The following is a 12,877-nucleotide window of genomic DNA, read 5'->3' on the forward strand; positions in this document are numbered from 1 at the left end:
CTCGGAGGGGTCAGCCCGGTCCAGGCGGGCACATGGCGAAGGAGCTACCAGCATGGCGATGAAGCAGCGGTTCGACATCGAGCACTCGGTGGCGTTCCCGAAGGGTGCGTTCCTGCGCGGGGAGGTCGAGCCCGTGGCGGACTTCAACGCGGCGCAGCGGCCGGACGGTACGCGCCCGCAGCAGCACGACAAGGAGACGGGCCTGCCACTGTGGCAGTGCGTCGTGATCGACGGTGACGAGGACGCCGGCCGCAAGGAGATCGGCGTGACGGTGAAGTTCGCGGCCAAGTACCAGCCGGTCCCGCCGGAGAACAAGTCCGGGTTCCCGTGGACGCCGGTCGAGTTCGTGGGCCTGACGGCCCTCCCCTACGTCGACGACAACGGGATGCGCCCGCGTATCGCCTGGTCGTTCCGTGCATCCGACCTCGTCGCGCCCGGCCAGTCCCGCGAGGCGGCGAAGACGAGCCCGAAGGCCGCGGCGTGATCACCGCGCGGCTCTGGCAGGGGGTCCGCCGCGTCCTGTCCGCGATGTGGCTCGCGCTGCGGTGGACCGTCCGAGCGTGGCGGTGGATCGCAGCGACGCTGCTCGCGGGCGGCGTGTTCGGCCTCCTCGGCTACGACGCACTGTCGACGGCGTTCTACTGGTCTGTCCCTGCCTGGAACCTCGTCCGCGCATTCTGGGCGGTGTTCAGCCCGATGACGTACGAGCCGCTGCTCGGCGGCCCGCTGCGTCGTCACAGGTGGCGCAGGTACGTGCGTCAGCAGTGGCCTTCGATGGCGGAGTCCTGCGGGCTCGCTGACCGGGTCGTTCGGGAGAACCGGACGGTCCCGCGGCTGCTCCGGGTCCGGGCACACGACAACGCGCTGACGATCCGTGTCCGCGCCCGTTCGGGTCAGACGCTCGACGACCTGCGTGGTGCCGTCGAGGCGGTCGGCACGATCATGGGCGCCGAGGCGTCGACGAGCCGTCGCGTGCGTCCCGGGGTGCTCGACATCGTGCTGACGATGGCCGATCTCCTCGACCAGCCGCTCTACGCGACGATCCCGAGCGACGTCGACCCGACCGGGGTGCAGCTCGGCCGTATCCAGGACGGCAACCGGTGGCGGCTCACGCTGCGCGGGTTGCAGACGCTCGTCGTGGGGTGCTCGGGCTCCGGCAAGGGCTCAGTCTTCTGGGGCATCGCCGGAAACCTTGCCCCGGCCGTGCAGGCGGGCATCGTGCGGCTCTGGGGCATCGACCTCAAGGGCGGCATCGAGATCGGCATGGGTGACGGCTTGTTCTACCGCGTGAGCACCGACGAGCACCAGGCCGTCGATGCGCTGCGGGACCTGCTCTCCGTCGTCGACCTGCGGCAGAGGGCCATGTACGGGAGGACGCGCGACTTCGTGCCGTCGCCCGGGGACCCGGTGCACGTGCTCCTCATCGACGAGCTCGCCGTCCTGACCGCCTACGCGTCCAAGCAGGTGCAGAGCGAGGCATCCGACCTGTTGCGGCGCGTCCTCACCCAGGGTCGTGCGCTCGGTGTGCTCGTCGTCGCGTTCGTGCAGGACCCGCGCAAGGAGACCGTGGCGATGCGCGGCCTGTTCACGCAGACTGTCGCGCTGCGGCTGCGCTCCGCGTCCGAGACGGCGATGGTGCTCGGCGAGGGCATGGCCGACGTCGCACCCGCGCACCAGATCAGCCCGGCGCACCCCGGCACGGGCTACGTGGTCGCGGACGACGGGAACGTGGAGCGGGTCCGGGCGGACTTCTGGGAGGACACGTTCATCCGGATGGTCGCCCACACGTACCCGGCGCCCGACCGGTACGTGCCGCCGCCGATCTTCGTCGGCCCGCCGACGCCCGTCGTCGACGACAAGGCGGACACTCCCACGAGGGTCCCGGCCGAGGAGCAGCGAGTCCCTCGCGCACCGCGCAAGCCGCGTTCTCCTCGCAAGCCGCGCGAGACGGCGACCCGTACGACGTCCGCCGCTGAGGCGTCGAATGACTGACGTCTCTCCCGCGCAGGGTGGGTTCCCGGGGTTCGGGCTGGACGCCCCGCTCGACCTCGGGAACCTTGCCCCGGCGGCGGTCGCCGGGATCTCTGCACGGTTGCGCGACCGCACCGCCGCAGCGTTTTCCGACGCCGCCGCCCGTACGGGCTTCTGCTCGCACCCGATCCGGTTGCGCGGCTCCTCGACCACAGTCGACGCGGCCACGGGTGAGGTCCTGTCGCAGTTCAGCTCCGACGACGCGCCGCTCGGCCTGCTGTACCGGGCGTGCGGTAGCCGGCGCGAATCCGTCTGCCCGGCCTGCTCCCGCGTCTATGCGCGCGACACGTTCGAGATGATCCGGGCGGGCCTCCTGGGTGGCAAGACCGTGCCGACCGCCGTCGCGGACAACCCGCTGGTCTTCGCGACCCTCACCGCCCCGTCGTTCGGCCATGTCCACGGCGTCCGCTCCAAGCACGGCAGGTCCGCCCGCTGCCGACCGCACGGGACCGGGACATGTCCACACGGCAGCCCGCGCGCGTGCACCACGCAGCACTCCGACATCGATCCTCTCGTCGGGTCGCCGCTGTGCGAGGCCTGCTACGACTGGCACTCGGCCGTCGTGTGGCAGTGGCACGCCCCGGAACTGTGGCGGCGCTTCACGATCGCGTTGCGACGTCAGGTCGCCGAGGCTCTGGGCGTCCGCGAGTCGGCGCTCGGCACGGTGGCCTCCTCGCAGTTCGCCAAGGTCGCCGAGTACCAGGTGCGCGGCCTCGTGCACTTCCACGCCCTCATTCGGCTCGACGGTCCCGACGGCCCGGGCAGTCCCGCTCCCCTCGACGGCGCAACCCTTGCGCATGCGGCGCGGGCTGCCGCCCGAGCGGTCGTCGTCACGGCTCCTCCGGTGGACGGTGCGGACGTCCCGCGCGTGCTGCGCTTCGGTACGCAGCTCGACGTGCGGTGCGTGCGCACTGGCGTACCGGAGAACGAGGACGGTTCCGACGACCTGCGGCCCGAGCAGGTGGCTGGCTACCTTGCGAAGTACTCGACCAAGGGAACGGGCACCGACCTCGCGTCGCCGCGTCCGCACCACCAGCGCATGGTCCGCACGTGCAGGTGGCTCGCCGAGCGCGCCCGTACCGCCTGCCGTGGCCTCACCGGCCCGGACCTGGAGGACGACGAGGGCTGCGTCTGCGGGCAGTGCGCCGACGGCCCGTACCGGTTGCTCGCGAAGTGGGCGCACATGCTGGGCTTCCGCGGTCACTTTTCGAGCAAGTCGCGGCGCTACTCGATCCCGCTCGGGCGGTTGCGCCGGGCTCGCCTCCGGTTCCAGCGGCTCAAGGCCGATGCCGAGCGGGACGGAACCCCGATGGACATCACCGACCTCGAGGCCCGCCTGCTCGCCGAGGACGAGACGACTCTCGTCGTCGGCTCCTGGTCCTACGTGGGCTCCGGGTGGACCAATCCCGGCGACAAGGCGCTGGCCGACGCGGCCGCAGCACGCGCCCGCGAGTACGCGCAGTGGAAAGCGCAGGAACGCGCCGGCCAGCGACCGCAGCTGGGCATCCCCCAACGGGGCGGAGTCCCGATCACGCCCGCAGCGTGAGGGTCTCCCGGACCCGGCCCGGCTCGAACGGGCTGCCACCCTCTCCACACTGCGGGCTGGACGCGCTGTTACCGGGTAGGCGCGCCTTGGGCGGGTTCGAGGAGAGCCTAGACCGCCGACTCTGGCCGCCAACAGGTCTTTACGGAACCGCGCCGCCGCGACGGCACGAGAACAGATCACCCATCACCACAACGACGTAGGGGTAACCACCATGAGCACCACCAGCGTGAGCCAGATCGACGGCGCGGCGACCCGCCGACGCCTCATGACGCCCGAGGAGTTGGCCGAATACCTCGGTGTGACGCTGCACTGCGTGTACGCGTGGTCCAGCCGCGGCGGCGGCCCGAAGGTCGTGCGGGTCGGGGCGCGGCTCCGGTACCGGCCCGCCGACGTCGAGCAGTGGCTCGACCGCGTGACCGACTCCGGCGCGGCGGGCTGAGGCATGGCACGCAAGCCCATCGAGCCCGGCCGGTGGGGCCGAATCAGCCGCAAGGAGATCACCCCTGGCGTGTGGCGTGCGCAGGCGCAGTACCGCGACTTCACGGGCGTGCTGCACAAGTACGAGTCGCGAGGTCCGTCGGGGGCCGCAGCGCAGCGAGCCTTGGAGGACAAGCTGCACCACGCGAGCAGCGAGGCCACGGTCCCCGGGACGGCGACGATCACCCCGACGACCCGCATGGGTGTCGTCTTCGATCACTGGATCGCGGAGAAGCGCGTCGAGGGCCAGATCACCATGCAGTCGCTCGAGACGTACCGCGGCGTTCTTGATCGGGACCTGCGGCCCGCGCTCGGCCTGCTGCGGGTCCGGGAGGTCACACCCGTCGCGGTGAACCGCGTGCTCATGGCGCTGAGCACGGCGCAGAAGTACGACACCGCGAGGCAGGCTCGCAACGTCATGTCCCAGGTCATGATGATGTGCGTCCGCTACGGCGCTTAGCCGTTCAACCCGGTCCGTGACGCGGTGACCGTTCGCAAGCCACGGCGGGCCGAGGTGCGCACGCTCGGGCTTGAGGAAATCGCATTGCTGCGCAAGGCCGTTCGCGAGTGGGAGGACCGTCCCGCGCTCGCCCGTGGTCGCCGCAACGTGAGGCTTCTGCCGCAGATCGTGGACACGATGCTCGGCACCGGGCTGCGGATCGGCGAGTGCCTGGCTCTGCGGGAGGCGGACGTCGACCTCGACGCCGAGGTCCCGACGCTCACCGTGACCGGGACCGTCGTCCGGGCCGACGGCCGGCTCGTGCGGCAGCCCAAGCCGAAGTCCGACTCGTTGCGGCGCACGATCAGGCTCCCCACGTTCGTCGTCGCCGCGATCCGTGAGGCGCTGGACCTCGGCCTGGACGGCGGCTCAGACGGCCTGGTGTTCCCCTCCACCCGGGCTACGCCCCGCTCCCCCAGCCGGGTGCGCGACCAGCTCCGCGAGGCGCAGGCCGCCATCGGCACTACGGTTACTCCGCACGACTTCCGACGCAACGTGGCGACGCAGGTCGCGAACTCGACGACGATCGGGAACGCGACGGCGCTGCTCGGTCATGCCGACGAGGGCACCACCGTGCGGCACTACGTGAAGCGAACCCACGTGGCGCCGGACCTGCGGATCGTCATCGACCAGCTCGTCGCCGAGGCGGCAGCGACCACGGAAGGTCCTCCGCGACCCACGCTGCATACTGGCGCCATGGTTCTCCAGAGCGGTGCCCAGCTTGCCGACGTCGACGACCCCGCGTGGCCCAGGCTCCGCGAACTCATCGATACCGCGCCCAGTACGCGGGCTCTGCCCGTCTCGAGCGCTCAGGGCCTGCGCACGCTGGAGTCTCTTCAGGTCACCGCCCGGTCGACCCTCGGTGCCCTCGCCCTCAACTGCGGCGCGATCACCGCCGACCACGGATGGTTCCGCCTTCTCGGGGGTGGCGGAGACGGCCTGCCGGACCTCGCAACGGCCAACCAGCTGAGCCCCGACAACCCCACGCCGCCCCCGTACATGCTGGTGGGGTACGACGCAGTGGGTGGGCGCTTCGCGATCGACGGGGGCGGTCTGGGCGTGGCGCCCGGGCAGGTCTGCTACTTCGGCCCGGACACTCTGCAGTGGGACGGACTCGGCGGTGGACACTCCGCCTTCGTGGAAGCGGTCATCACCGGAGCGATGGGCGAGACGTTCGCCGACCTCCGCTGGAGCACGTGGCAGCGCGACGTCGAAGCCCTGGGACCCGACCAGGGGTTCAGCATGTATCCGCCACCCTTCAGCGAGGAAGGTCGCGATCTGGACAACGTCTCACGCCGCCCGGTACCGCTCTCGGAGCTCTTCGCCTTCTACGACGAAGCTTCGGCGAAGCTCTGACCGCTCGACACGTTCCGAGAGCCGGGTCTGGCCCTTCTCTCAACGCGGCCTGCGGGCAAAGCGGAGTGCGGGGAACGACGAAGGGCCCCACATCCGCGGAATCTCGCGGGTGGGGCCCTTCGGGTGGCGGTAGCGGTGGGATTTGAACCCACGGTGGACTTTCACCCACACACGCTTTCGAGGCGTGCTCCTTAGGCCGCTCGGACACGCTACCCAGCCGGAGTACCCGGCCGCAGAAGACTACCTGGTCTGAGCCGCTGAGCCGAATCCGGCTGCGCAGCGCCGTCGACGACGGCCCCTGGGACAGCTCATACACGCCGCTGCGGTTCCGCACAGCCCGTCCACAGACTGCGAGCGCCTACTGACGGAGTCCCACCAGCCAGACCCACGGAGCACCTCATGCCGACTCTCGCCCTGTACGCCGTCGACCTCGTCGCGGTCACGATCCTCACGTTCGGTCTCTACTTCCCACGCCACCGGCGCCGGGACCTGGTGGTCGCGTACCTCGGGGTGAACGTGGGTGTCCTGGTGGTCGCGACGACCCTGGCGTCCTCGGCGGTCGGTGCGGGTCTCGGCCTGGGCCTGTTCGGGGTGCTGTCGATCATCCGGTTGCGGTCGAACGAGCTGTCGCAGCACGAGGTCGCGTACTACTTCGCGGCGCTGGCGATCGGTCTGCTGGGCGGGTTGTCGTCGAGCACGGGGTGGCTCGGTGTCGTGGGGATGGGGATGATCCTCGTGGTCATGGCGGTCGGGGACCACCCGCGGCTGCTGCACCGGCACCGCAGCCAGCTCGTGGTGCTCGATCACGCGTTCAGCGACGAGGCCGCGCTCACCGCGCACCTCGAGGGTCTGCTGGGCGGCCGGGTCCGTTCGGTGAGCGTCCAGCGCCTCGACCTGGTCAACGACACCACGACCGTCGAGGTCCGCTTCGAGCTCCCCCGCGGCGGGTCCCCCGCCGCCCCGGTCCGGACCCCGGCCCGCACCGCCGGGGCGCTCGCATGAGCGCCTCGTCCATCCGGGCCGCCGACCTCGCGCTCGACCCGATCGGACTGGAGGAGCTCGTCGGCACAGCCTCTTTCCAGACGCGCGTCGACCGCAAGTACGTCCTCGACGGCGCTGCCGCCCGGCGGGTGCTCGCCGAGCTCGGGCCGGGGACGCGGGTCCTGGAGATCGACGGGCGTCGCGACTTCGCCTACGAGTCGGTGTACTTCGACACCCCGGACCTCACGAGCTACCACCTCGCGGCCCACCGCCGCCGGCGCCGCTTTAAGGTCCGCACCCGGACCTACCTCGACTCCGGCACGACGTGGCTCGAGGTGAAGACCCGCGGCCCGCGCGGCGCGACCGTGAAGGAGCGCGTCCCCCACCCCGTCGGGGAGCGCACCCGCCTCGGGGCGGGACGGGCGTTCGTCGACCAGGTCCTGACCGGGGCGGGGGTCGACGGCGTGACTCACCTCGACCTGGACGCCGGGCTCGTGACGCGCTACTCCCGCACGACGCTCGCCCTGCCGGGTGCGTGCGCCCGGGCGACGGTCGACACCGGTCTCACCTGGAGCCTGCGGACGGCCGATCGCCCCGGCGTGTCCGCGGTCTCGCGGGACACCGTCATCGTCGAGACGAAGACGGGGTCGACGGCGTCGGCCCTCGACCGTCTCCTGTGGACGCACGGCCACCGACCCGTGCGGATCTCGAAGTACGGCACGGGCCTCGCGGTCCTGTGCCCCGACCTCCCGGGGACCCCGTGGCGCCGCGTGATCCGCCGCCACCTGGACCCCGCTCTGACCACGAGCACAGCTCCCCTCCTTCACGACAGGACACCATGATGCGACCCCTTCGACACCGACGCTCCACCACCACGACCGCCGCAGCCGCGGTCCTCGCCCTGGCGGCCCTCGCGGGCTGCTCGGCCGGCACGACCGCGGCCGGCACCTCCGGTACCTCCGGCACGACGAGCTCGACCAGCACCACCGAGCAGGCCGCCGCGTCCACCGCCGCCGCGGGTCTGACCCCCGAGGAGGCGATGGCCGACAACGCCGACCCCTCCGAGACCGCCGACCTCGCCGACGAGACCTGGGACGAGGCGGACGAGGTCGCGATCGACCTGTCCGACCTCGACACCGCCCAGGACGGCGCGGGCGTGAGCGTCGACGACCAGGTCGTGACGATCAACGCACCGGGGACGTACCGGGTCTCGGGCACGCTCGCCGACGGCCAGGTCGTCGTCTCCTCGGCGGCCGACGGCGAGGTGCGCCTCGTGCTCGACGGCGCCGACATCACGAGCTCGACGGGCGCACCGCTCGTCGTCGAGGACGCCGACCAGGCAGTGATCGTCCTCGCGGACGGCTCGGTGAACTCCCTGGAGGACGCCGAGGCGTACGCCACCGACGAGAGCGACGACGCGCCCAACGCCGCCCTCTACTCCACCGCGGACCTGGCGATCACGGGCACGGGCGAGCTGACCGTCGTCGGGCACACGAACGACGGCATCACGAGCAAGGACGGGCTCGTCGTGGCCGGCGGGACCATCACGGTCGAGGCCGCCGACGACGGCATCCGCGGCAAGGACTACCTCGTCCTCACCGGCGGCGACGTGACGGTGACGGCCGGTGGCGACGGCCTGACGTCCGACGACGAGGACGACGCGACCACCGGCTACGTCGCGCTGCTCGGCGGCTCGGTCAAGGTCACGTCGGGTGACGACGGCGTGCAGGCCGCCACCGACGTGATCGTCGCGGACGGCGACCTGACGGTCGAGGCCGCGGGCGGCGCGGGTGCGACGGTCGCCGACGACGCGTCCGCCAAGGGCCTCAAGGGCGACGTCGGGGTCGTGATCGGCGGTGGCACCGTGACGGTCGACGCCGCCGACGACGCCCTGCACTCGGACGGCGCGATCGCGCTCACGGGCGGCGACCTGACGCTGGCCGCCGGGGACGACGGTGTGCACGCGGACGGCGACCTGACGGTCAGTGGCGGGACGCTCGAGGTGACGACGTCCGTCGAGGGCCTCGAGGCGTCCACCATGACGCTCGCGGGCGGCGACCTCACCGTCGCGGCCTCCGACGACGGCGTGAACGCCGCGGGCGACGGCTCCGAGATCTGGCTCGAGATCACCGGCGGCACCCTCACGATCGACGCGGACGGCGACGGGATCGACTCGAACGGCTCGCTCACGGTCAGCGGCGGCGACACGGTCGTCCAGGGCCCCACGGGCGCCGGGGACGGCGCGCTCGACGTCGACGGCGCGTTCATCGTCTCGGGCGGCACCCTTCTCACGGCGGGCAGCTCCGGGATGGCCGCCGCCCCGGACACGGACTCCGCGCAGGGCTGGCTCTCCGCCACGTTCGACACCACCCTCGCGGCCGGGACCGAGATCGAGATCGTGTCCGACGACGGCACCCAGGTCGTGACCTCCACCCTCACCAAGGACACGGGGAACCTCGTCTACTCGGCGGACGACGTCACGAGCGGCGAGACCTACACCGTGCTCGCCGACGGCACCGAGTCCACCAGCGTGACCGCGGGCGATGCGCCCGCCGGCGGGCCGCGGCACGGCACACCGCCGGGGGCCTGACCGGTCCACCACGCAGCACCGCCCCGCGGTGGGTCGAGACCCACCACCGGGCGGTGCTGTCCTGCTCAGGTCCTGCTCAGGTGCGGATCACACCTCGCAGGGCGACCCGGCGTCCCACGCGCCCCACGTCGTGGAGCCCGGCACCTCGCCGCGCGTCCACCACTGGGCGGTGTGGTTCACCCCGGCCCGCGAGACGGTCTGGCCGCCGGTGTAGGTGGTCTCGCGCGACCACGCGGGCCCGCAGGGCTCGAGCTCGACGGCCGGCGCGGTCCCGCAGGGGCCGAGCTCCTTCCACGGGTTGCCCGACGTCGCGGCCGGGGCGATCCCACGGGTCCACCACTTCGCGGCGTACTCCGTGCCCTGGTGGGAGACGACGTCGCTGCCGGTGTAGACGCCCGAGGAGTACCAGGGGGCGGCGCACTCGCCGCCGACGCCGGGGCCCGGTGTCGCCGCACGCAGCGTCGAGCCGAGGGTCCCGCCGAGCTCGTTCTTGTAGTCGCCCGACAGGTCCCACCACATGGCCCCGCCGTAGCCCTGCACCGCGAGCCACTCGGCCTTCGCGGTGACGGACTTCGGGTCGTCCAGGCTCCACCACGCGTCGCCGTCGTAACGCCACGACGCCCCGAGGCTCTCGTCGAAGTACGCCGTGCCGACGTCGCGCAGCTTGGCGTAGTAGTCCGTGCCGAGGGTCCCCTCGGCGGGCTGCCAGGCCTCCTCGCCGTTCTCGACGCCGAACCAGCCCTGCCCGTAGGCCGCAAGACCGGCGTTGAGCTGGCTGGGGTCGGCGCCGGCGTCGACGTACATGCCCATGGCGCCCGTCAGGCCGAGGCCCCAGTTCTGGTCACCGTCCGGGTACAGGTTGCCCTGGTGACCGGTCTGCTGGGGCACCCAGCCACCGTGGAAGTCGTAGCCCTGGACGTTGAGGAAGTCGACGACCGCGAACAGGCGCGGGTCGAGCCAGCCGCCCTGGCCGGCGTTCCAGCCGCCGGCAGGTGCGAACGCCGTGAGGAGGTACTCCTCGCCGTCTGCGGCGCCGCGCGCGTCGAGCTCCGCACGGAACTCCTCCATGAGGAGCAGGAAGTTCTCCTTGTCCTCAGGGCGCGCGTTGGCGGTCTCGCCGCCCGTGACCGGCCACTCCCAGTCGACGTCGATCCCGTCGAAGATGCCGGCCGCGACGCCCTCGCCTCCCTTGCCGTCGATGACGGGGAGGTTCCCGTCGATGTAGATGCTCAGGCAGGACTCGACGAGCGCCGTCCGACCCTCAGCGGTCGAGGCCGCCTCGGAGAAGTTGTCCGACCAGGTCCAGCCGCCCAGCGAGATGAGGATCTTGGTGTCCGGGCTGACCTCCTTGAGCTTCCGGAGCTGGTTGAGGTTGCCCGCGAGCGCCTGGTCAGGGCTGTCGGCGGTGCCGTCGACGGAGTCCGCCGCGGAGACGAGCCGGAGGAAGTCGTTCTGCGCGTCGCCCTCGCCGGGCTCGTCGAGGATGTCGCAGACGAGGTCGGTCGTGACGTTGCCGAAGGCGTAGTTGAGGTGCGTCACGTCCTCGATCGCGCCGGTGTGCAGGAGGTCGGCGATCTGGAAGTCGCGGGTGACGGGGGTGTCCGCCATGAGATAGCCGACGCTGCGGTAGCCGTTGATGTCGTCGGGGCCGGCCAGGGTGGGCGCGGACGGCGGTGCGGCGACGGCCGGTGCTGCCAGCAGCGACACCGCGAGCAGTGGCGCGGCGCCGATCGCGATCGCTCGTCGGGGGTGGGGGATGCGTCTCATGGAGGGCCTCATCGCTCTCTCCGGGTCGAACCCGGGGACTGGGTGCGAGCATTTGTTCGGACCCCTAGCACTTTAGTGACGCGGAGCACATTTGACCAGAGTGGTAACCAACTCGTCACATGCCGACCTCGTGGCACCCGTCGTACGCTCGGGGGGTGCGCTCCGACACCGACCGGCCCACCGCCACGGTGGAGGACGTCCTCGACCTGCTCCGCGGCAAGCGGCTGACCGCCCTCACGGGCGCGGGCGTCTCCACGGACTCCGGCATCCCCGACTACCGCGGCCCGGACTCCCCGCCCCGGACCCCGATGACCTACCAGCAGTTCGTCGGCGACGAGTCCTTCCGCCGCCACTACTGGGCCCGCAACCACGTCGGCTGGCAGCACGTGAACCGCACCCACCCGAACGCCGGGCACCGCGCGCTCGCCACGCTCGAGGACCGCGGCATCCTCGTCGGCCTCATCACGCAGAACGTCGACCTGCTCCACGAGGACGCGGGCAGCCGCAACGTCATCGACCTGCACGGGCGCTACGACCGGGTGATCTGCCTGCAGTGCGGTCGGGTGATCTCCCGCGAGCACCTCGCCGAGCGCCTCAGCGCGCTCAACCCCGGGTTCCTCGAGTCGGTCGGCGAGGTCGCCGACATCGAGATCGCCCCCGACGCGGACGCCGTCATCGAGCAGACCGCGCACTTCCACCCCGCGCCGTGCGAGTTCTGCGGCGGTGTCCTCAAGCCGGAGATCGTCTACTTCGGCGAGAACGTGCCGCGCGAGCGCGTCCAGCGGGCGTTCGCGATGGTCGACGACGCCGACGCCCTCCTCGTGGCCGGCTCCTCGCTGACCGTGATGAGCGGGCTGCGGTTCGTGCGGCACGCCGCGAAGACCGACAAGCCCGTCGTGATCGTCAACCGCGGTGCCACGCGCGGCGACGACCTCGCGACCCTCAAGCTCGAGACCGGCGTCTCCGAGACGCTCACGGCGCTCGCCGCCCGGCTCTGAGGACGCGCCGGCTCGCCCGCGTCAGACACTCCCGCGTCAGCGCTGCGTCGCGAAGAACTCCCGGATGAGCGCGCCGCACTCCTCGGCCCGCACCCCGCCGATCACCTCGGGCCGGTGCGTCGCCCGCTGGTCGCGCACGAGGTCCCAGACCGACCCGGTCGCCCCCGCCTTCGGGTCCCACGCGCCGAGGACGAGGCGCCCCACACGGGACAGCAGCAGCGCCCCCGCGCACATCGCGCACGGCTCCAGCGTGACGACGAGCGTGCACCCCTCGAGCCGCCACGACCCGAGCGTCGCCGCCGCCTGGCGCAGCGCGAGGACCTCGGCGTGCGCCGTCGGGTCGCCGATCTCCTCGCGCCGGTTGCGCCCCAGGCCCAGCAACCGCCCGTCCGGCCCGACGACGAGCGCGCCCACCGGGACGTCGGCGCTCGCCAGGGCGTGGCTCGCCTCGTGCAGCGCGAGGCCCATCAGCGCGTCCCAGACCTGACGGCGGGCCGCCACCGAGCCCGGTGGGAAGGACCCGTCCGCCCAGGGCAGGTCGAGACCAGGGCGAGGCTCGGGCTCTGCGGGAGCCGCGTCGTCGGGCACCGGACCTCCTGCGTCGTCAGCGGACGCCCCCAGGCTATCGAGCC

At 72.1% G+C, this 12,877-nt stretch carries 12 protein-coding genes and 1 tRNA gene; 10 read left to right on the forward strand and 3 right to left on the reverse strand.

Features of this window, described 5'->3' with window-relative positions:
• The first annotated feature begins 52 nt into the window (after positions 1 to 52).
• The 6 genes from OHL10_RS14860 (at position 53) to OHL10_RS14885 (ending at position 5,909) form a co-directional block, all read left to right on the forward strand.
• A complete protein-coding gene (locus tag OHL10_RS14860) occupies positions 53 to 484 on the forward strand; it encodes a plasmid replication, integration and excision activator (protein WP_265523006.1) in 432 nt (143 codons plus the stop codon).
• Positions 481 to 1,992: a P-loop NTPase family protein gene (locus OHL10_RS14865; protein WP_265523007.1), complete on the forward strand. Its 1,512-nt coding sequence runs from the start codon at positions 481 to 483 to the stop codon at positions 1,990 to 1,992. The genes OHL10_RS14860 and OHL10_RS14865 overlap by 4 nt, the downstream gene beginning before the upstream one ends.
• The gene (locus OHL10_RS14870; protein ID WP_265523008.1) at positions 1,985 to 3,577 is read left to right on the forward strand and encodes a replication initiator; all 1,593 of its coding nucleotides are present in this window, start codon (positions 1,985 to 1,987) and stop codon (positions 3,575 to 3,577) included. Before OHL10_RS14865 ends, OHL10_RS14870 begins: the two co-directional genes overlap by 8 nt.
• A 211-nt stretch (positions 3,578 to 3,788) precedes the next feature.
• Positions 3,789 to 4,016 (forward strand): helix-turn-helix transcriptional regulator, encoded by a 228-nt coding sequence (locus tag OHL10_RS14875; RefSeq protein WP_265523009.1) that lies wholly within the window; start codon positions 3,789 to 3,791, stop codon positions 4,014 to 4,016.
• Between the two features lie 3 nt (positions 4,017 to 4,019).
• Positions 4,020 to 4,514: a phage integrase central domain-containing protein gene (locus OHL10_RS14880; RefSeq protein WP_265523010.1), complete on the forward strand. Its 495-nt coding sequence runs from the start codon at positions 4,020 to 4,022 to the stop codon at positions 4,512 to 4,514.
• A gap of 147 nt (positions 4,515 to 4,661) precedes the next feature.
• Positions 4,662 to 5,909: a DUF2625 family protein gene (locus OHL10_RS14885; protein ID WP_265523011.1), complete on the forward strand. Its 1,248-nt coding sequence runs from the start codon at positions 4,662 to 4,664 to the stop codon at positions 5,907 to 5,909.
• Between the two features lie 124 nt (positions 5,910 to 6,033).
• Here the strand turns inward: OHL10_RS14885 and OHL10_RS14890 are convergent.
• A tRNA-Ser gene (locus OHL10_RS14890) sits at positions 6,034 to 6,123 on the reverse strand.
• Between the two features lie 185 nt (positions 6,124 to 6,308).
• Here OHL10_RS14890 and OHL10_RS14895 point away from each other — a divergent pair.
• From OHL10_RS14895 to OHL10_RS14905, 3 genes are read left to right on the forward strand one after another with little or no spacing between them, the layout of a single operon-like run.
• Entirely contained in the window at positions 6,309 to 6,911 is a 603-nt protein-coding gene (locus OHL10_RS14895) for a DUF4956 domain-containing protein (RefSeq protein ID WP_265523012.1), read from the forward strand.
• Entirely contained in the window at positions 6,908 to 7,732 is an 825-nt protein-coding gene (locus OHL10_RS14900; RefSeq protein ID WP_265523013.1) for a polyphosphate polymerase domain-containing protein, read from the forward strand. Before OHL10_RS14895 ends, OHL10_RS14900 begins: the two co-directional genes overlap by 4 nt.
• Positions 7,732 to 9,480 (forward strand): carbohydrate-binding domain-containing protein, encoded by a 1,749-nt coding sequence (locus OHL10_RS14905; RefSeq protein WP_265523014.1) that lies wholly within the window; start codon positions 7,732 to 7,734, stop codon positions 9,478 to 9,480. The genes OHL10_RS14900 and OHL10_RS14905 overlap by 1 nt, the downstream gene beginning before the upstream one ends.
• 87 nt (positions 9,481 to 9,567) lie before the next feature.
• Here the strand turns inward: OHL10_RS14905 and OHL10_RS14910 are convergent, their stop codons facing one another.
• Positions 9,568 to 11,247: a glycosyl hydrolase family 18 protein gene (locus OHL10_RS14910; RefSeq protein ID WP_265523015.1), complete on the reverse strand. Its 1,680-nt coding sequence runs from the start codon at positions 11,245 to 11,247 to the stop codon at positions 9,568 to 9,570.
• 155 nt (positions 11,248 to 11,402) lie between these two features.
• On the opposite strand from OHL10_RS14910, the gene OHL10_RS14915 reads away from it, so the two are divergent.
• The gene (locus tag OHL10_RS14915) at positions 11,403 to 12,245 is read left to right on the forward strand and encodes an NAD-dependent protein deacetylase (protein ID WP_265523016.1); all 843 of its coding nucleotides are present in this window, start codon (positions 11,403 to 11,405) and stop codon (positions 12,243 to 12,245) included.
• Between the two features lie 36 nt (positions 12,246 to 12,281).
• On the opposite strand, the gene OHL10_RS14920 is transcribed toward OHL10_RS14915, so the two are convergent.
• Positions 12,282 to 12,713 (reverse strand): nucleoside deaminase, encoded by a 432-nt coding sequence (locus OHL10_RS14920; RefSeq protein WP_265523046.1) that lies wholly within the window; start codon positions 12,711 to 12,713, stop codon positions 12,282 to 12,284.
• Positions 12,714 to 12,877: the final 164 nt, after the last annotated feature.

Origin of the sequence: Oerskovia flava, from assembly GCF_026163685.1 — a bacterium.
Lineage (GTDB): Bacteria > Actinomycetota > Actinomycetes > Actinomycetales > Cellulomonadaceae > Oerskovia_A > Oerskovia_A flava.